The organism is Pseudomonas sp. R28(2017), assembly GCF_002112505.1.
Taxonomy (GTDB): Bacteria; Pseudomonadota; Gammaproteobacteria; order Pseudomonadales; family Pseudomonadaceae; genus Aquipseudomonas.
Window position 1 is genome coordinate 242807 of record NZ_NEHW01000004.1, and the last position, 18038, is coordinate 260844.

The window sequence follows — 18038 nt, forward strand, 5'->3', positions numbered from 1 at the left end:
GGGTGCGATGACGGCGAAGAAGATTCTCATGCTGGTTGGCGACTATGTCGAAGATTACGAGGCCATGGTGCCGTTCCAGGCGCTGAGCATGGTCGGCCACACGGTGCATGCGGTGTGCCCGGAGAAGGTCGCGGGGCAGACTGTGCGCACGGCGATTCATGATTTCGAAGGCGAGCAGACCTACAGCGAAAAGCCTGGGCACAATTTCGCCCTGAACTACGACTTCGTGCGGGTGCGGCCCGAGGGTTACGACGCGTTGCTGATCCCCGGTGGCCGTGCGCCGGAGTACCTGCGCCTGGATGAGAAGGTACTGGAACTGGTGCGGGCGTTCGACCAGGCTGGCAAGCCGATTGCGGCGGTGTGCCACGGCGCGCAGCTGCTGGCGGCGGCGGGTGTGCTGGAAGGGCGCGAGTGCAGTGCGTACCCGGCCTGTGCACCGGAAGTGCGCCTGGCCGGTGGCACGTTCATCGATATCGCGGTGGACCAGGCGCATGTCGATGGCAACCTGGTGACCGCGCCAGCCTGGCCGGCGCACCCGGCCTGGTTGGCGGCCTTCCTCAAGATATTAGGTACCCGTATCGCCTGACAGACGCGGTCAACTTGTGGGAGCGGGCGCGCCCGCGAAGAATCCAACGCGGTGCATGGCACCGGCTGCGCCGGTGTTCGCGGGCTCGCCCGCTCCCACAGAGACCGTGTTGCTTCAGGCAACCTGCTCTACCCAGTCATTGAGGTTGTAGTAGTTGGTCACCCGGGCAATCTTGCCGCAGTGAATGTAGAAGAAGGCCCCCGCCGGCAGCACGTAGGTCTGCCCATTGGCTGCCGGCAGCCCTTCGTCGTCGGCCAGGTATTCGCCATGCACGGTGAACTCCGCCGCCGCCCGGCTGCCGTCGGCGTTCTGCATCACCACGATGTCGGCCAGGCGCTCGCGGTAGCAGCGGTTCATCTTGTCCATGAAGGCGGCGAACTTCGCCTTGCCCATCTGCCGCTCGCCCTGGTTGATGTCGTGGATCACGTCTTCGCTGAGCAATGCCAGAAACGCAGGCATGTCGCCGGCATTGAAGGCGGCGTAGTAAGCATTTACCAGTTCGGTAGCGGTCATGGAACAATACCTGTCGTGTAGGGAAAAGGCGGTGTGCTGGCCCGGATGATAGGGTTTCCCCTCAAGCCCGGCTTAGCCGAGCGCGTCATCCACATCGACAAAACGACCGCCAAGCATGGAAATACGCCTGTTGCACGGCGCCGCTATCGCGCCCTACATCGATGACCTCGCTCGCCTGCGCCTGACCGTGTTTCGCGAGTTCCCCTACCTCTATGACGGTACCCCCGAGTACGAAGCCGACTACCTGGCCAGCTACACCCGTTCCGGGCGCAGCCTGGTGGTGCTGGCGCTGGACGATGGCCAGGTAATTGGCGCTTCGACCGGCCTGCCACTGGTGGATGTGGCCCCGCAATTCCAGCAACCGTTCCTGGCCCTGGGGCGCGACCCGGCCAGCGTCTACTACTTCGGTGAGTCGCTGGTACTGCCTGAGTACCGTGGCCGGGGCCTGGGCGTGCGCTTCTTCATCGAGCGCGAGTCCTATGCCCACAAACTTGCCGAATTCGACTTCTGTGCGTTCTGTGCCGTGGAGCGCCCTGGTGTGCATCCGCGCCGGCCTGCGGACTACAAGCCGCTGCACGGCTTCTGGCGCAATCGCGGCTTCCTGCATGATCCCTCCTTGCGCACCCGCTACGCCTGGCGTGACCTGGACGAGTCGGAAAGCTCGGAAAAGATCATGTCGTTCTGGACCAAGGAGCTGCCGATTTGATCCGCCTCGCGGCCTGCCAGTACGCCATCGAACTGCACGAAACCTGGGAGGCCTATGCCGACCACCTGCAGGATTTATGTACCGAGGCCGCGCAGGCGGGGGCCCAGCTGCTGTTGCTGCCGGAATACGCCGGGCTGGTGCTCAGCGGCCAGTTGCCGGCCGAGCAGCGTGGCGACCTCAAGGCCTCGATCGCCGGCATCCAGCCGCTGATCGAGCCTTGGTTGGCGTTGTGCGAAGGGATTGCCCGGCGCTGGGGCATCTACCTGCAGCCAGGCAGCTTGCCGGTGCTCGACCTTGATGGGCTATACCGCAACCGTGCCTGGCTGTTCGGCCCCGAGGGCGTGCTCGGCTACCAGGACAAGCTGATGATGACCCGCTTTGAGCGGGAGCAATGGGGCATTGCCGCAGGTGATGGGCTGCAGGTTTTCGACACCGAGCTTGGCCGCCTGGGCATCCTGATCTGCTATGACAATGAATTCCCGATGCTGGCCCGGCGCCTGGCCGAGGGTGGTGCCGACCTGATCCTGGCGCCGAGCTGCACCGACACCGAAGCGGGCTACCATCGGGTGCGCATTGGTGCGCAGGCACGTGCGCTGGAAAATCAGATAGCCGTGTTGCAAAGCCCGACGGTGGGGGTGGCGCCCTGGTCGCCGGCGCTGGATGAGAACATCGGCCGGGCTGGGCTGTTTGTTCCGCCGGATCACGGGATGCCGGGGGACGGGGTGATTGCGTTGAGTGAGGCGTTGAGCCCGCAGAGCAGCCAGTGGCTAGTGTGTGAGGTGGATCTTGAAGAAGTGCGGCGGGTGAGGCGGGAAGGGCAGGTGTTTACCCGCAGGGACTGGCCGGACCAGTTCGAGAAAGTCCTTTGAAAACGGCGGCGCCTGCTTCGCGGGCAAGCCCGCTCCCACAGGTACAGCGCGAGCTTGAGGGCTTCGCGATACCTGTGGGAGCGGGCTTGCCCGCGAAGCAGGCGCCGCTGTTACACCAGGTTTACTTCACTTCGACGGCCAGGCTCTGGGCAATCTTGCTCTGCCACAGGGCAGGGCCAGTGATGTGCACCGACTCACCGTTGCTGTCGACAGCGACGGTCACCGGCATGTCCTTGACCTCGAACTCGTAGATCGCTTCCATGCCCAGCTCGGCGAAGGCCAGGACCTTCGACTTGCGGATGGCCTGGGCCACCAGGTAGGCAGCGCCACCTACGGCCATCAGGTACACGGCCTTGTTGTCCTTGATCGCTTCGATCGCGGTCGGGCCACGCTCGGACTTGCCGATCATGCCCAGCAGGCCGGTCTGCTCGAGAATCTGGCGGGTGAACTTGTCCATGCGGGTGGCAGTGGTCGGGCCGGCTGGGCCTACCACTTCGTCACCGACCGGGTCGACCGGGCCGACGTAGTAGATGAAGCGGCCCTTGAGGTCGACCGGCAGTTCTTCACCGCGGTTGAGCATCTCGACCATGCGCTTGTGCGCAGCGTCGCGACCGGTGAGCATCTTGCCGTTGAGCAGGATGGTCTCGCCCGGTTTCCAGCTGGCCACTTCTTCCGGGGTGATGTCGTCGAGGTTGACGCGACGGGCGCTCGGGCCGGCTTCCCAGACGATTTCCGGGTAGGCGTCCAGCGACGGCGCTTCCAGCTCGGCCGGGCCGTTGCCGTCGAGCACGAAGTGGGCGTGACGGGTGGCGGCGCAGTTCGGGATCATGCACACCGGCAGCGAGGCGGCGTGGGTCGGGTAGTCCATGATCTTGACGTCGAGCACGGTGGTCAGGCCACCCAGGCCCTGGGCGCCGATGCCCAGCTGGTTGACCTTGTCGAACAGCTCCAGGCGGATCTCTTCGAGGCGGTTCTGCGGGCCACGGGCTTTCAGTTCGTGGATGTCGATGGACTCCATCAACACTTCCTTGGCCATCACCGCGGCCTTCTCGGCGGTACCGCCGATGCCGATGCCGAGCATGCCAGGCGGGCACCAGCCCGCGCCCATGGTCGGCACGGTCTTCAGTACCCAGTCGACGATCGAGTCGGACGGGTTGAGCATGGCCATCTTCGACTTGTTCTCCGAGCCGCCTCCTTTGGCTGCGACGTCGACTTCGACCTTGTCGCCCGGGACGATGGAGTAGTGGATGACAGCCGGGGTGTTGTCCTTGGTGTTCTTGCGGGCACCGGCCGGGTCGGCCAGGATCGAGGCGCGCAGGACGTTTTCAGGCAGGTTGTAGGCGCGACGCACACCTTCGTTGATCATGTCGTCGACGCTCATGGTGGCGCCGTCCCAGCGCACGTCCATGCCCACGCGGATGAACACGGTGACGATACCGGTGTCCTGGCAGATCGGGCGGTGGCCGGTGGCGCACATGCGCGAGTTGATCAGGATCTGGGCGATCGAGTCGCGTGCGGCAGGCGACTCTTCACGCAGGTAGGCTTCGTGCATCGCCTGGATGAAATCGACGGGGTGGTAGTACGAGATGAATTGCAGGGCGTCGGCGACGCTCTGAATCAGGTCGTCTTGCTTGATCACGGTCATGCAGCGCGCTCCTCTTAAAGACGGGAACATTCAAAAAGACGCTCGACGGTGCCGACCAGCGTGTCGAAGCGCCTTGCAAGGCGCGCCGGCAGGCTGGCCGACGCAAAAGGGCGCGGCAGTATAGCGCGCCTCACCGCGCGAAACACCTGCGCGTGGTCTGGACCATGGTCGGCAGGGGGCAGGCATCCTTTTTGCTGCCGATGCGCGCTTGGCATACAGTGGCCCGATGATCGATGGAGAAAGACTTACCATGCCTGAACTTTGCGTGGGCGCGCGCCGCTGGACGGTGCCGACCGGCAGCAACCTGCTCGATGCCCTCAACGAGGCCGGGCTGAATGTGCCCTACAGCTGCCGTGCCGGCAGCTGCCACGCCTGCCTGGTGCATTGCCTGGAAGGGCAGCCGGTGGACGCCCTGCCCGAAGCCCTGGCGCTGGACAAGCATGCCTTGGGCTGGCGCCTGGCCTGCCAGTGCCGGGTGGTCGAGGACCTGCGCGTGGCGGTGTTCGACCCGCAGCAGGATGGGGTGCCGGCGCGGGTGTGTGCAGTAGATTGGTTCGGCGATGTGTTGCGCTTGCGGCTGCGAGCGGAACGGGCGTTGCGTTATCAGGCGGGGCAGCATGTGGTGCTGTGGAACAGTGCTGTTGCAAGGCCCTATTCATTGGCCAGCCTGCCGGGCGAAGACGACTTTCTGGAGTTCCATGTCGACTGCCAGCGGCCGGGTGCCTTTTGCGACAAGGCCCGTGGGTTGCAGCTGGGTGACGAGCTGCGCCTGGGTGAGTTCAGGGGTGGGGCGTTGCATTACGACCCGGACTGGCAGGCGCGGCCGCTCTGGCTATTGGCAGCGGGCACCGGGCTGGCACCGTTGTGGGGCATCTTGCGCGAAGCGTTGCGCCAGGGGCATCAAGGGGAGATTCGGGTGGTGCATGTGGCGCGGGACAGCGCTGGGCACTATCTGGCCGAGCCGCTGCTGCAACTGGCGGGGGTGAAGGTCGAGCGGGTGCTGGCGGAGCAGATGGATGAAGCGCTGGCGGGGTTGCGGCCTTCATCGCGGCAGACGGTGGCGCTGGTGTGCGGGGCGCCGGGGAGTGTCGAGCGTTTTGCCCGGCGGTTGTTCATTGCCGGGGTGCCGCGGGGGCAGGTGTTTGCAGATGTGTTCCTGGAGCATGCCTGAAGTATTTTATTGAAAGTGCTGGCCCTTTCGCGGGCAAGCCCGCTCCCACAGGTACCGCGTAAGCCTCAAGGCGGGTGCAGAACTGTGGGAGCGGGCTTGCCCGCGAATGGGGCCGCCAAGCGGCCCCCTTTGGAGCGGCAGATCAGCCGACCAGCGGATCACCGACGTGCAGGATCTTCATGCCGTTGGTGCCACCGATGGTGTGGTAGCTGTCGCCCTTGGTCAGGATCACCCAGTCACCTTGTTCCACCAGGCCGCGCTTGAGCAGCTCGTCGACGGCCGCCTGGCTGACCTTGTCGGCCGGCAGCGAAGCCGGGTCGAAGGCAATCGGGTAGACGCCGCGGAACATGTTGGCCCGGGCCTGGGTGGCGCGGTGCGGCGACAGTGCGAAGATCGGCACGTGCGAGCGCAGGCGCGACATGATCAGTGGGGTGTAGCCACTTTCGGTCAGGGCGATGATCGCCTTCACGCCCGGGAAGTGGTTGGCCGTGTACATGGCCGCCAGGGCGATGCTTTCGTCGCAGCGCTCGAAGGTGGTGTGCAAGCGGTGGCTGGACTTCTGGCTGGTCGGGTGCTTCTCGGCACCCGAGCAGATACGGGCCATGGCCTGTACGGCTTCGATCGGGTAGGCACCGGCGGCGCTTTCGGCCGACAGCATCACCGCATCGGTGTTGTCCAGTACGGCGTTGGCCACGTCGGACACTTCGGCGCGGGTCGGCATCGGGTTCTGGATCATCGACTCCATCATCTGGGTCGCCACGATCACCGCCTTGTTGTTGCGGCGGGCGTGCTGGATGATCTTCTTCTGGATGGCGATCAGTTCGGCGTCGCCGATTTCCACGCCCAGGTCGCCACGGGCAACCATCACGGCGTCGGAGGCCGCGATCAGCTTGTCCAGGGTCTCGTCGTCGGCAACGGCTTCGGCGCGTTCGATCTTGGCCACCAGCCAGGCGCTGCCGCCGGCTTCGTCACGCAGCTTGCGCGCGTATTCCATGTCGCTGGCGTCACGCGGGAAGGAAACGGCCAGGTAGTCCAGGTCCATTTCCGCGGCCAGCTTGATGTCGGCCTTGTCTTTTTCGGTCAGGGCCGGAGCGGTCAGGCCGCCACCTTTGCGGTTGATGCCTTTGTGGTCCGACAGCGGGCCACCGATGATCACCACGCAGTGCAGGGCATCCGCGGTGGCAGTCTCGACGCGCATGACCACACGGCCGTCGTCGAGCAGCAGTTCGTCACCGACGCCGCAGTCCTTGACCAGGTCGGGATAATCGATACCGACGATGTCCTGGTTGCCTTCGGTCAGCGGGTGGGCGGTGGAGAAGGTGAACTTGTCACCGATCTTCAGTTCGATGCGCTTGTTGGCGAACTTGGCGATGCGGATCTTCGGGCCCTGCAGGTCGCCCAGCAGTGCGACATGGCGGCCATTCTTGGCGGCGATGTCACGGATCAGGCGGGCGCGTGCCTTGTGCTCGTCCGGCGTGCCGTGGGAGAAGTTCAGGCGTGCCACGTCCAGGCCGGCGAGGATCAGCTGTTCGATCACTTCCGGCGAGTTGCTGGCGGGGCCAAGGGTGGCGACGATTTTGGTACGGCGGATGCTCATGCACAGACTCCTATAGTGAAGCGCAGCGAAAGGCTACTCCTCAATTGCGCTGTAGTCATTGTTCCGTTGCACTACCTGCGACCAATGCAGGGTGGCATTTGAACGGGCGGGAGTATCCTTGCAAATGGCTGTGAAGATTTGCCGGCAATGGCCGATACACTGGCATCAAAGGAGATACCCCATGCGCGCCCTGATCGTAATCGCCCTGGCGGCCAGCACCGTCGGCTGCACCCGCTGGTCCATGGACCACCACCTGAACAACGCCTACCGCGCCTATGACCGTGGCGATTGTTCGAAGGTCATGCTGGAGTTGTCGCAGGTCGACCGCACCAGCCGTGCGCGGCCGTTCATCCACCCGGAAGTGTCGCTGCTGCGTGGCCAGTGCCTGGAGCGCGACATGCTTTATGTGGATGCCGCGCAGACCTACGAATACCTGATCCAGCAGTACCCGGGCAACGAATACGCCTATCGGGCCAAGGCGCGCCTGGAGACCCTGCAGAAGCTCGGCCACTACCGTGGTGCCGAGGCGGCAGTGGCCAACCCGGTCAATACCCCCACTTGGCGTTAACACCAAGGTGTCGTTAATTTCACGGGATTTGCCCGGCGCGCTGCGCTAATCTGTAACTCAGCTGTTACAACAACCGCCAGTACCTTGCATTCCTGGCATCAGGTACGGGACTGCACTCGCGATCATGTTCAACCAGCGCCATATCGAACGCCATCAGTTGCCTTGTGTGCTCAAGGTCTACAACCGCTTTACCGATCAGCCGATCGGTCAGCTGGGCAATGCCTCCGAAGACGGGATCATGCTGATCAGCTCGCTGCCTGTGCTGGTCGGCCCGGACTTCGAGCTGCAATTGCGCCTGCCACTGGCCGGTGGCGGGTTTCAGTTCATCAACCTGACCGCCAGTTGCCTGTGGTGCCGCGAAGACCAGACCCCGGGCCACTACGACTCCGGCTTCATGCTGCTGCAGGCGCCGCGCGAATACGATGAATTCGTCCGCTCGCTGCGCGACTATTTCAGTTTCCGCCCCGCCAACGCTTCCGCCTGAGCCTGGCTCCGTTAGAATCGGGTCGACCGCGAAACAGGACGACCCCGTGACTTCCAGCATCTTCTGGCACGACTACGAAACCACTGGCATCAACCCGCGCTGCGACCGGCCGTTGCAGGTCGCAGGTGTGCGCACCGATCTTGAACTTAACGAGATCGAAGAGCCGATCAGCCTCTACTGCCGCCCATCGGACGATATTCTGCCGCACCCGGCCGCCTGCCTGGTGACCGGTATCACCCCCGAACTGCTTGCCAATCAGGGCCTGTGCGAAGCCGAGTTCATGACCCGGGTCCACCAGCAACTGGCGCGCCCCGGCACCTGTGGTGCTGGCTACAACACCCTGCGTTTTGACGACGAAGTGACCCGCTACAGCCTGTACCGCAACTTCTTCGACCCTTATGCCCGTGAGTGGCAAGGCGGCAACAGCCGCTGGGACCTGATCGACGTGGTGCGTACCGCCTACGCCTTGCGCCCGGAGGGCATCGTCTGGCCGCAACAGGATGGGCGTACCAGCCTGCGCCTGGAATTGCTCAGCCAGGCCAATGGCATCGACCATGGGCATGCCCATGAAGCGCTTTCCGACGTACGGGCCACCATCGCCCTGGCCCGCCTGATAAGGCACAAACAATCCAAGTTGTACGAGTGGCTGTTCCAGTTGCGCAGCAAGCACAAAGTGATGGAGCAGATCCGTCTATTGCAGCCACTGGTGCATATATCCGGGCGCTTTTCTGCGGCGCGTAATTATCTGGGTGTGGTCCTGCCGTTGGCCTGGCACCCGCGCAATCGCAATGCACTGATTGTGTGCGACCTGCATCAGGAAACCCTACCATTATTAAGGGAAAGTGCCGAGGTATTGCGCGAGCGCTTGTACACCCGGCACGAGCAATTATCCGAAGGACAATTACCGGTCCCGCTCAAGTTGGTGCAGATCAATCGCTGCCCGGTAGTCGCTCCGCTTTCGGTATTGCGCACTGCCGATCAACAACGATTGGGCATCGATCTGGCATTGCTGCAGTCACGCGCTGAACAGTTGGCGAATCAACAGTCCGCCTGGCAAGACAAGCTCGAACATATCTACGGCAAAGAGGATTTCGCGGCGGTCGAAGACCCGGAACAGCAGTTGTATGACGGTTTCATCGGCGACCGCGATCGCCGCCTGTGCGAGCAAGTTCGCACACTGGACCCTGCGCAATTAGGGCACGGCCATTGGATGTTCGATGATCCGCGCCTGCCGGAGTTGTTGTTCCGTTACCGCGCGCGGAACTTCCCCGAGACCTTGAACAGCGAAGAGCGCCAGCGCTGGTATGGCTTCTGCCAGCAGCGCCTGAGTGACCCGCAGTGGGGCGCGCCGAACACGCTGGGTGATTTCGAGCAGGCCAGGCTGGGCGCCTGGGCCACCGCTGACGAGGCCGGGCGGCGGGTGTTGGATGCCTGGCAGGTGCATGCACGCCACATGCGTGAGCAGTTTGCTATCAGTGTTTGAGTGAGCAAACAAAAACGCCGGCTTCATGCCGGCGTTTTTGTTTGTATATGCAAGTGCCTTGCTGTGGATTATCAGTCCAGCAGGGTCGCCCAGCTTTCAACCACATCGCCACCCCATTTGGCTTTCCATTCTTTCAGGGTCTTGTGGTTGCCGCCTTTGGTTTCGATCACTTCACCGTTGTGCGGGTTCTTGTATTGCTTGACCTTGCGCGCACGCTTGGTGGCGACCGGTTTGGCAGCGCCGCGTGGGGCTTTGCTCAGTTTCGATTCCGGGTCGAGCAGGGCGATGACGTCGCGCAGCGACTTGGAGTATTCGCCCATCAGGGTGCGCAGTTTGCCTTCGAACTCCAGTTCTTTCTTCAGCTTGTCATCCTGAGACAGGTTGGCCAGGCGGGCCTGAAGTTCCTTGATGGCTTCTTCGGTAGCGCGGTATTCGTTGATCAGGGACATGGAGTGTTCCTTAATGCGTGTTCAGAAATGTGTGGGGCAATAATAGACAGGCGATACTCTCAAGTAAACATATTATTCGGGCGTTAACTGTTATTAACCCTGTGTCAAAATATCTCGAGATTAAGAAAAATTTACATATGCCCTGCAGTTCGTCCAGTTTGTCATCAGCCTGTAGTCAGCCAGGCTCGCGCGTAGCCTTTGCGGGCCGTCGGCTACCGGCGGGCGTAATGATTACTGCGTTTTTTTGGTCGGGCCGCTAGAATGAGCGCCTTTGCGAAGTTCTGGAGTCTTAATTCATGCGCACCTATCGTCTGGTGATCGCCTGCCCCGACCGTGTTGGCATCGTGGCGAAAGTCAGTAATTTCCTGGCCTTGTACAACGGCTGGATCAACGAAGCCAGCCACCACTCCGATGAGCAGAGTGGCTGGTTCTTCATGCGCCATGAAATCCGTGCCGAATCGCTGCCATTCGGTATCGAGGCGTTCCGCGAAGCCTTTGCGCCGATCGCCGAAGAGTTCTCCATGACCTGGCGTATCACCGACTCGGCGCAGAAGAAGCGCGTGGTGCTGATGGCCAGCCGCGAATCGCACTGCCTGGCCGACCTGCTGCACCGCTGGCACACCGATGAACTCGATTGCGAGATCCCGTGTGTGATTTCCAACCACAACGACCTGCGCAGCATGGTCGAGTGGCACGGCATCCCGTTCTTCCACGTGCCGGTCGACCCCAAGGACAAGGCCCCGGCCTTTGCCGAAGTGTCGCGCCTGGTTCAGGAGCACGCGGCTGACGTGGTGGTGCTGGCGCGCTACATGCAGATCCTGCCGCCGCAACTGTGCCAGGACTATGCCGAGAAGGTCATCAACATCCACCACAGCTTCCTGCCGTCGTTCGTCGGCGCCAAGCCTTACCACCAGGCGGCCCTGCGTGGCGTGAAGCTGATCGGTGCGACCTGCCACTACGTGACCGAAGAGCTGGATGCCGGCCCGATCATCGAGCAGGACGTGGTGCGTGTGAGCCACGCCGACAGCATCGAAGACATGGTCCGCTTTGGCCGTGATGTCGAGAAGATGGTGCTGGCCCGCGGCCTGCGCTATCACCTGGAAGACCGCGTGCTGGTGCACGGCAACAAGACCGTGGTTTTCGACTGATACCACTGCGGGGGCTGCACGGCGGCCCCCAATGCTTTTGCGGAGAACATGATGGCAATCTCGCGCAACAAACCCACTGCCTCAGCTCCCCCCACCCTCGGCGAAGGCTGCCTGGCCCGCTATGACCCCGAAGCCCTGAGCGACGACGACGGTACCGACTTCCCCGATGCCGCCGAGTTATGGCGCCAGCTCAACCCGCCTGACGCCGCCAGCGCTCCAGCAACGGACGCGCCAGCAGGCAGACAAACACCGGCCCGCCCGCCAGCAGATAAAAGTAGTAAGTGATCGCCCGCCAGATCAGGATCGCCGCGGCGGCGGTCGAACTGCCCACCAGCGGTGTCAGCAGGCTGGCCGAGGTCAGCTCGGCGGCACCGGCGCCACCCGGCAGCAGGCTGAATTGGCCGGCACTGAGCGAGAGCATCTGCACCAGAAAGCTCGGGATCCACGACAACTCTACGCCCAGGCCCTGCAGCACCAGGTACAACACGCTGTAGCGCAGACTCCAGTGCAGGCAGGTGAGGGCGAACACCAGCGCCAGGGTGCGCTTGGGCAACTGCCAGGTCTGTGCCAGGGCGTCGATGAAATGCAGCACCTTGCGGGCCCAGCGGCGTTTGCGTCTGCCGGGCATGCCCAGGCGTTGCAGCAGGCGCCCGTTGAAGCGCATCACCGCCCGGCGGTAACGCAGCAACACCACGATCGTGGCCAGGGCTGCGCACAGCAGCAGCGCGCTGCCCAGCAGCATGCTTTGCTGGCTGCGGCCCAGGCTGTGGAACAGGGCATATGCGGCAATGGCCAGCATCGCGCAGAAGAAGAACAGAAGGTCGTTCAGCTGATCCATGGCAAACACCGCGCCGCTGCGTGCCGGCCCGATGCGGTCGCGGGCGAGCAGGGCCATGAGCGTGATCGGGCCGCCGCTGCCGCCAGGGGTGGTACAGATGGCGAACTCGGTGGCCATCACCACGCCGAGGCTGCGCACACGGCCAAGCTGCGCCGCTTGCTCGCCGAGCAGCAGGCGCAGGCGCAGGGCATTGATCACCCAGCACAGCAGGATCATCCCCAGCAGTGCCAGCAACAGCCTGGTATCGAAAGCCATCAGCCTGGGCAGCAGTTCGTTGCCACCGAGCAGGGCCGGCACCAGCACGGCGCCCGCCAGTGCCAGGGCCAGCCAGCCGAGGCGGTTCATGCGATCACCTGGCGCTCCAGCCAGGCCGACTTGGTCAGCGGCTCACGGCCTTGCAGCAGCAGGTTGTCGAGGGTGCGCAGCCAATAGTCGCGCGCCGAGCGGTGGCGCATGTCCACCGGGTGCAAGCCCAGGCGCAGGGTTTCGGCTGTGCGCCAGCGTCGGCACTGCCAGTCGCAGACTACCCGCGACAAACCCCGGCGCCAGGCACTGCGTGCACTCCATACCAGCCCCGGCGCTTCGAACGCGGTGAAGTCCGGCAAGCGGTAAAGGTGCTGGGGCGTGCTGGTGTAGCGCAGTGGCAGTTGGCTCAGGGCCTGCCGGGTGCCTTGGCTCATCAGCCAGGCCGGTGCGACGAAACCGGCCACTGGCCAGCCTTGCCCGGCGAACAGGGCCAGGCCTTGCTCCAGGCGCTGCAGGGCCTGCGCCTGGTCAAGGGCATAGAACTCGCCTTCGTGGGTGTAGATACGCCGCATGAAGTATTCGCCGAGGCCGCGTGGCGTGGGGCCGTCGTCGGCGTGATAGAAGCCGTGCAGCGCCAGTTCGTCACCCCGCGCCAGGCGCCGTTCGAGCAGGCGGCAGAAGGTCGGTGAGCGGGTCAGCGGGTTGCGGTGATGAAAGTCCGGCACCACCAGCCAGGTCATCGGCACGTTGCCCATCTCGTCCACGGCCTGCACGAAGGGCTGGTAGTCGGGCCAGGTTTCCGGTGCGATGTCGTGCAGCACCAGCATCAGGCTGGCCGATTCACTGCAAGGCTCAGCCATGGGCGAGCACCTGCGGTTGGTGGCCGAGCACTGCCTGGTAGTGTTGCAGCAGGCCGGTGACCACGTTGTCCCATGAATAGTGCTGCTCCACATGGCGTCGGGCCTGGGTGCCGAGCTTGCGCACGCCGGCTTCGAAGGCTTCGCGCACGGCCAGGGCCATGGCCTGGCCATCGTTGGCCTGGCACAGGCGCCCGCACTGTTCGTTGACGATCTCGCCGAAGGCCCCGGCGCGAACCGCGACCACCGGTGTAGCGCTGGCCATGGCTTCGAGGATGACCAGGCCGAAGGTTTCCTGGTCGCCGGCATGCACCAGCAGGTCGGCGCTGGCCATCAGCCGGGCGACCTCCTGCGGCGGGCGGAACTGGTCGATGACACTGACGTTATCGGGCACGTTGGCCGGCATGTTCGAACCGACCAGCAATAGGTGATAGGGCTGCCCGAGGTGCTGCATGCATTCGAGCAGCACCGGCAGGTTCTTCTCCCGCGAACCGCGCCCGGCATAGATAAGCAGCCTGCTGGTATCGGCGATGCCCAGCTGGGCCCGCAATTGCGGGTCGCGATGCTCGGGGTGGAAGGTCTGCAGGTCGACACCCAGGCGCTGCACGTGGACGTCGCGTACGCCGAGGCGGCGCAGCTTGTCGGCCATCACCAGGCTCGGCGCCAGCACCCGGTCGAAATTGCCATACAGCTTGCTGACATAGGCTTCGACATTGGGCGTGAACCAATTGCCCATGCGGTTGCTCACCAGCAGCGGCAGGTCGGAGTGGTAGAAGCCGATCACCGGCACGTCGAGCTTGCGCCGGGCTTCCAGTGCGGCCCAGGCGGTGAGGTAGGGGTCGCCGACTTCGATCAGGTCGGGCTTGAGGCGGCGCAGCACGTTGCACCAGGGCGCCAGGCGCACCGGGAAACGGTAGCCTTTGCCGAATGGCAGGGGCGGTGCGGGAACGTGGTAGATGCCATCGGCATGGCTGGCGCTGGCGCCGGGGATCAGGAGGCTGTGGTGCACGCCCGCAAGGGCGTCGAGGCGGTGGTGTTTGGCATCGAGGTACGTCCGCACGCCGCCGCTGGCCGGGGCGTAGAACATGGTGATGTCGGCGATGTGCACGATCAGCATCCCTCCGGGATCGTCTTCGGGTCTGTCATCTGACGATGACGCGCCTAAAGGTTGACCTACCTGAAGGATAGTTTGTTCGATCAGGTTGGGCGGGAGGGCGGTGCTGGACTCTTCGCGGGCAAGCCCGCTCCCACAGGTACAGCACAGCGTTCGAGAGCTGTGCAGATCCTGTGGGAGCGGGCTTGCCCGCGAAAAGTACGACGCGGTGATTCAGTTCAGATGCGGAAGCTGCCGACCAGGTGTTTCAGGCGGGTGGCCTGTTGCTCCAGGTCCGAGCAGGCACGCAGGGTGGCCTGCAGGTTCTCGACACCTTCCTGGTTGAGCATGTTGATCTCGTTGATGTCCATGTTGATCGAATCGACCACGGCGGTCTGCTCTTCGGTGGCGGTGGCCACCGACTGGTTCATGCCGTCGATCTCGCCGATGCGCACGGTCACGCTGTCCAGGCGCTCGCCGGCCTGGTTGGCGATCTGCATGCTGTCCTGGCTGTGGCGCTGGCTCTGGCCCATGGTGTCGACCGACTCGCGGGCACCGACCTGCAGCTCTTCGATCATGGTCTGCACCTGCTGCGCCGACTCCTGGGTGCGGTGCGCCAGGTTGCGGACCTCGTCGGCGACCACGGCAAAACCACGCCCGGCTTCACCGGCGCGGGCCGCTTCGATCGCGGCGTTGAGCGCCAGCAGGTTGGTTTGCTGGGAAATGCTGGTGATCACTTCGAGGATCTGGCCGATGTTCACGGTCTTGCTGTTGAGCGTCTCGATGTGCGCGCTGGACGTGACGATCAGGTCGGACAGGCGGTTCATCGCTGCGATGTTGCGCTCCACCACCTGCTGGCCTTCCTCGGCCAGCAGGCGCGCGGAACTGGCGTGCTGCGAGGCCTGGGCGGCATTGCCGGCGATTTCCTGGGCGGCGGCGCCGAGTTCGTTGATGGCCGCGGCAACACTGTTGGTGCGGTTGGACTGCTCGTCGGAATTGGCCATCGACGAGTTCGAGGCGCTGATGACGCGCAGGGCCACTTCATTGACCTGCTCGGTGGCTGACGACACTTCGCGGATCGAGCCGTGGATGCGTTCGACGAAGCGGTTGAAGGCCTTGCCGAGAATGCCGAACTCGTCATGGTTGTGGATGCTCAGGCGCTTGGTCAGGTCGCCTTCACCTTCGGCGATGTCCTCCATGGCGCGGGTCATGGTGTGCAGCGGTTGCATCAGCACGCGGATCAGCAGGCCGAGCAGGCCGATGATGATCACCACGGCCACCAGGGTGGCGATCACCGCCGAGGTGCGGAAGGTGCTGAGCATGGCAAAGGCCTTGTCCTTGTCCACCGACAGGCCGATGTACCAGTTGGCTGAAGGCAGGCCCTTGATCGGGGTGAAGGTCAGCAGGCGGGCCTGGCCGTTGGCGTCGACTTCGGTCAGTTCGCCGGACAGTTTCGGCGTGTGCTGCGGGAACAGGTCCGACAGCGACTTCATCACCAGTTCCTTGTCCGGATGGACCAGGATCTTGCCCTGGTCGTTGACCAGGAAGGCATAACCCATGCCGCCGAAGTTCAGCGAGTTGATGATCTGCACCAGGCCGTCGAGAGCGAGGTCGCCACCGACTACGCCGACGCTGGCGGAAACCTTGCTGAGGATACCGATGACCATCTTGTTGGTGGTCAGGTCGATGTAGGGCTCGGTGAGAATCGCACCCTGGGCGTTCATGCCGTCCTTGTACCAGGGGCGGGTACGCGGGTCATAGCCATCAGGCATCTTTGAGTCCGGGCGCACGCTGAAACCACCGTCGACCTTGCCCAGGTAGACCGTGAGGAAACTCGAGATCAGGGCATTCTGGCCCATCAGTGTTTCGGCGTTGGCCGGTTGCTGGGCAATGTTCTGCGCCAGGTTTTCCACCAGTTTGATACGGCCATCGAACAGGTTGCGGATGTTGGTCGAAGTGGACTCGCCCATTTCAGCCAGATAATTCTCCAGATTCTCGCGGATCGCATTACGCTGGAGGTAATCGTTGTAAAGGGTGAACAGGCTGAAGGCGAGTATCACGATCAATGACGCAGCCAAAAGAATCTTGTGGCTGAAACGCAGGTTTTTGTTCATGGCGTAATCGGTTCCGCTAAGGTTTTTATCGGGCGTTCGCACGGTATCGCTGCAAGCAGTGCAACATCCCGAAAAGTCCTTTTTCGGTTGCTCCTGTCTATTAAGGCGAATATCACCCAAAGGTATCGGCCGAATTAAGCCAAAGCTTGAGCGGGGATGAGAGAGATGTCGGGAACTTCGACCATAGTGGTAGGCGCTGACCCCAGTGGTCAGCCAGTGCAGCAAGCCATGCGCCTGGCCAATCGCCACGGCCTGGTCGCCGGGGCTACCGGCACCGGCAAGACCGTGACCCTGCAGCACCTGGCGGAGGTGTTCAGCGACGCCGGTGTGGCGGTGTTCGCAGCGGATGTAAAAGGCGACCTGTGTGGCCTGGGGGCGGCAGGTGCGCCACAAGGCAAGGTGGCCGAGCGGATCGCTGGCATGCCTTGGCTGGGGCACACGCCCAAAGCCTATCCGGTAACGCTCTGGGACGTGGCGGGGCAGTCTGGCCACCCGTTGCGTACCACCCTCAGCGAAATGGGCCCGTTGCTGCTCGGCAACTTGCTGGAGTTGACCGACAGCCAGCAGGCTGCGCTGTATGCGGCGTTCAAGGTGGCGGACCGCGAAGGCTTGCTGCTGCTCGACCTGAAAGACCTCAAGGCCTTGTTGGCGCACCTGAAAGACAACCCGCAACTGCTCGGCGAAGACAGCGCGCTGATGACCACCGGCTCGACCCAGGCTTTGCTGCGCCGGCTGGCAACCCTTGAGCAGCAGGGGGCCGAGGCGTTGTTTGGCGAACCGGCGCTGCAACTGGAGGACCTGTTGCGGCCGGATGCCGATGGCCGTGGGCGTATCCACCTGCTTGACGCCAGCCGGCTGGTGCATGAGGCGCCAAAGGTGTATGCGACGTTCCTGCTGTGGTTGCTGGCGGAGTTGTTCGAGCAATTGCCGGAACGCGGTGATGCCGACAAACCGGTACTGGCACTGTTCTTCGACGAGGCCCATCTGTTGTTCAACGGCACGCCGAAAGCGCTGCAGGACCGCCTGGAACAGGTGGTACGGTTGATCCGTTCCAAGGGGGTTGGCGTGTATTTCGTCACCCAGTCGCCGGGCGATCTGCCCGATAGCGTGCTGGCCCAGTTGGGCTTGCGGATCCAGCATGGCCTGCGCGCCTTCACCGCCAAAGAGCAGAAGTCGCTCAGGGCCGTGGCGGATGGCTTCCGCCCGAACCCGGCGTTCGACAGCCTGGCGGTGCTGACCGAACTGGGGATTGGCGAGGCGTTGGTCGGCACCCTGGAAGACAAGGGCACGCCGGCGATGGTGCAGCGGGTGCTGATCGCGCCACCGCAATCGCGGATCGGGCCTTTGAGTGCAGCCGAACGCAGTGCGTTGATTGCGGCTTCACCCTTGCTTGGGCGGTATGACAAGGCGATCGACCGGGAGTCGGCCTATGAAATGCTGACCCAGCGCAAGGGCGAGCCGGTGGAGCCGGCACCAGTGCCGAAGGCAGATGAAGAGAGTTTTGCGGACAAGGCAGGGGATTTTTTGCAGAGTGCGGCGGGGCAGGCGATCAAGTCGGCGGTGCGCCAGGCAGCCAATCAGTTGGGGCGGCAGTTGGTGCGGGGGTTGATGGGGTCGTTGTTGGGTGGCAAGAAAAAGTGACTTTCCGTACCGGCCTCTTCGCGGGCTTGC

17 protein-coding genes and 1 pseudogene are annotated in these 18038 nt (G+C 63.6%); 9 read left to right on the top strand and 9 right to left on the bottom strand.

Features of this window, described 5'->3' with window-relative positions:
- Positions 1–7 precede the first annotated feature (7 nt).
- Entirely contained in the window at positions 8–586 is a 579-nt protein-coding gene (locus tag CAF78_RS09170; protein ID WP_085675125.1) for a DJ-1/PfpI family protein, read from the top strand.
- Positions 587–700: 114 nt separating this feature from the next.
- On the opposite strand, the gene CAF78_RS09175 is transcribed toward CAF78_RS09170, so the two are convergent.
- Positions 701–1099: a nuclear transport factor 2 family protein gene (locus CAF78_RS09175; protein ID WP_085675126.1), complete on the bottom strand. Its 399-nt coding sequence runs from the start codon at positions 1097–1099 to the stop codon at positions 701–703.
- A 115-nt stretch (positions 1100–1214) separates the two neighbouring features.
- Here CAF78_RS09175 and CAF78_RS09180 point away from each other — a divergent pair, with 115 nt between their 5' ends.
- Together CAF78_RS09180 and CAF78_RS09185 are read left to right on the top strand one after the other, a co-directional pair.
- Positions 1215–1805, top strand: a complete 591-nt coding sequence (locus tag CAF78_RS09180; protein ID WP_085675127.1) for a GNAT family N-acetyltransferase — start codon at positions 1215–1217, stop codon at positions 1803–1805.
- The gene (locus CAF78_RS09185) at positions 1802–2674 is read left to right on the top strand and encodes a carbon-nitrogen hydrolase family protein (RefSeq protein ID WP_085675128.1); all 873 of its coding nucleotides are present in this window, start codon (positions 1802–1804) and stop codon (positions 2672–2674) included. Before CAF78_RS09180 ends, CAF78_RS09185 begins: the two co-directional genes overlap by 4 nt.
- 121 nt (positions 2675–2795) lie before the next feature.
- On the opposite strand, the gene CAF78_RS09190 is transcribed toward CAF78_RS09185, so the two are convergent.
- Positions 2796–4319 carry a fumarate hydratase gene (locus CAF78_RS09190; RefSeq protein WP_060508498.1) on the bottom strand — a complete coding sequence of 508 codons (1524 nt, stop codon included), beginning with the start codon at positions 4317–4319 and terminating at the stop codon, positions 2796–2798.
- A gap of 250 nt (positions 4320–4569) precedes the next feature.
- Between CAF78_RS09190 and CAF78_RS09195 the strand changes: the two genes are divergently transcribed.
- On the top strand, positions 4570–5490 hold the full coding sequence (locus tag CAF78_RS09195; protein WP_085675129.1) for an iron-sulfur-binding ferredoxin reductase: 921 nt from the start codon (positions 4570–4572) through the stop codon (positions 5488–5490).
- 142 nt (positions 5491–5632) lie between these two features.
- On the opposite strand, the gene pyk is transcribed toward CAF78_RS09195, so the two are convergent.
- Positions 5633–7087: a pyruvate kinase gene (gene pyk, locus CAF78_RS09200; RefSeq protein ID WP_085675130.1), complete on the bottom strand. Its 1455-nt coding sequence runs from the start codon at positions 7085–7087 to the stop codon at positions 5633–5635.
- Between the two features lie 181 nt (positions 7088–7268).
- Here pyk and CAF78_RS09205 point away from each other — a divergent pair, with 181 nt between their 5' ends.
- From CAF78_RS09205 to sbcB, 3 genes are all read left to right on the top strand, one after another.
- Complete coding sequence (locus CAF78_RS09205; protein WP_085675131.1) at positions 7269–7655, top strand: tol-pal system YbgF family protein; 387 nt, start codon at positions 7269–7271, stop codon at positions 7653–7655.
- Positions 7656–7779: 124 nt separating this feature from the next.
- Positions 7780–8139, top strand: coding sequence for a PilZ domain-containing protein (locus CAF78_RS09210; RefSeq protein WP_085675132.1), 360 nt, complete (start codon positions 7780–7782; stop codon positions 8137–8139).
- 46 nt (positions 8140–8185) lie between these two features.
- Entirely contained in the window at positions 8186–9622 is a 1437-nt protein-coding gene (sbcB, locus tag CAF78_RS09215) for an exodeoxyribonuclease I (protein WP_085675133.1), read from the top strand.
- Positions 9623–9693: 71 nt separating this feature from the next.
- Here the strand turns inward: sbcB and mvaT are convergent, their stop codons facing one another.
- On the bottom strand, positions 9694–10071 hold the full coding sequence (gene mvaT, locus CAF78_RS09220; protein ID WP_027917937.1) for a histone-like nucleoid-structuring protein MvaT: 378 nt from the start codon (positions 10069–10071) through the stop codon (positions 9694–9696).
- A gap of 296 nt (positions 10072–10367) precedes the next feature.
- Between mvaT and purU the strand changes: the two genes are divergently transcribed.
- A complete protein-coding gene (gene purU / locus CAF78_RS09225) occupies positions 10368–11219 on the top strand; it encodes a formyltetrahydrofolate deformylase (protein WP_023378897.1) in 852 nt (283 codons plus the stop codon).
- A 190-nt stretch (positions 11220–11409) separates the two neighbouring features.
- Here the strand turns inward: purU and CAF78_RS09235 are convergent, their stop codons facing one another.
- From CAF78_RS09235 to CAF78_RS29010, 5 genes and pseudogenes are all read right to left on the bottom strand, one after another.
- Positions 11410–12402 (bottom strand): lysylphosphatidylglycerol synthase transmembrane domain-containing protein, encoded by a 993-nt coding sequence (locus CAF78_RS09235; protein WP_085675135.1) that lies wholly within the window; start codon positions 12400–12402, stop codon positions 11410–11412.
- Positions 12399–13163 (bottom strand): DUF2334 domain-containing protein, encoded by a 765-nt coding sequence (locus CAF78_RS09240; protein ID WP_085675136.1) that lies wholly within the window; start codon positions 13161–13163, stop codon positions 12399–12401. Before CAF78_RS09240 ends, CAF78_RS09235 begins: the two co-directional genes overlap by 4 nt.
- Positions 13156–14277: a glycosyltransferase family 1 protein gene (locus tag CAF78_RS09245; protein WP_085675137.1), complete on the bottom strand. Its 1122-nt coding sequence runs from the start codon at positions 14275–14277 to the stop codon at positions 13156–13158. The genes CAF78_RS09240 and CAF78_RS09245 overlap by 8 nt, the downstream gene beginning before the upstream one ends.
- 215 nt (positions 14278–14492) lie before the next feature.
- Positions 14493–15257 carry a methyl-accepting chemotaxis protein gene (locus tag CAF78_RS29005; protein ID WP_371856889.1) on the bottom strand — a complete coding sequence of 255 codons (765 nt, stop codon included), beginning with the start codon at positions 15255–15257 and terminating at the stop codon, positions 14493–14495.
- A 93-nt stretch (positions 15258–15350) separates the two neighbouring features.
- Positions 15351–16367: pseudogene (locus tag CAF78_RS29010) on the bottom strand (cache domain-containing protein); the annotation flags it as partial.
- A 165-nt stretch (positions 16368–16532) separates the two neighbouring features.
- Between CAF78_RS29010 and CAF78_RS09255 the strand changes: the two are divergent.
- Positions 16533–18008, top strand: a complete 1476-nt coding sequence (locus CAF78_RS09255) for a helicase HerA-like domain-containing protein (RefSeq protein ID WP_085675139.1) — start codon at positions 16533–16535, stop codon at positions 18006–18008.
- Positions 18009–18038: the final 30 nt, after the last annotated feature.

Coding starts and splice junctions, on each gene's coding strand:
- CAF78_RS09170 (WP_085675125.1), top strand. CDS start 8: ATGACGGCGAAGAAGATTCTCATGCTGGTTGGCGACTATGTCGAAGAT.
- CAF78_RS09175 (WP_085675126.1), bottom strand. CDS start 1,099: ATGACCGCTACCGAACTGGTAAATGCTTACTACGCCGCCTTCAATGCC.
- CAF78_RS09180 (WP_085675127.1), top strand. CDS start 1,215: ATGGAAATACGCCTGTTGCACGGCGCCGCTATCGCGCCCTACATCGAT.
- CAF78_RS09190 (WP_060508498.1), bottom strand. CDS start 4,319: ATGACCGTGATCAAGCAAGACGACCTGATTCAGAGCGTCGCCGACGCC.
- CAF78_RS09195 (WP_085675129.1), top strand. CDS start 4,570: ATGCCTGAACTTTGCGTGGGCGCGCGCCGCTGGACGGTGCCGACCGGC.
- pyk (WP_085675130.1), bottom strand. CDS start 7,087: ATGAGCATCCGCCGTACCAAAATCGTCGCCACCCTTGGCCCCGCCAGC.
- CAF78_RS09205 (WP_085675131.1), top strand. CDS start 7,269: ATGCGCGCCCTGATCGTAATCGCCCTGGCGGCCAGCACCGTCGGCTGC.
- CAF78_RS09210 (WP_085675132.1), top strand. CDS start 7,780: ATGTTCAACCAGCGCCATATCGAACGCCATCAGTTGCCTTGTGTGCTC.
- mvaT (WP_027917937.1), bottom strand. CDS start 10,071: ATGTCCCTGATCAACGAATACCGCGCTACCGAAGAAGCCATCAAGGAA.
- purU (WP_023378897.1), top strand. CDS start 10,368: ATGCGCACCTATCGTCTGGTGATCGCCTGCCCCGACCGTGTTGGCATC.
- CAF78_RS09235 (WP_085675135.1), bottom strand. CDS start 12,402: ATGAACCGCCTCGGCTGGCTGGCCCTGGCACTGGCGGGCGCCGTGCTG.
- CAF78_RS09240 (WP_085675136.1), bottom strand. CDS start 13,163: ATGGCTGAGCCTTGCAGTGAATCGGCCAGCCTGATGCTGGTGCTGCAC.
- CAF78_RS09245 (WP_085675137.1), bottom strand. CDS start 14,277: ATGCTGATCGTGCACATCGCCGACATCACCATGTTCTACGCCCCGGCC.
- CAF78_RS29005 (WP_371856889.1), bottom strand. CDS start 15,257: ATGGCCAATTCCGACGAGCAGTCCAACCGCACCAACAGTGTTGCCGCG.
- CAF78_RS09255 (WP_085675139.1), top strand. CDS start 16,533: ATGTCGGGAACTTCGACCATAGTGGTAGGCGCTGACCCCAGTGGTCAG.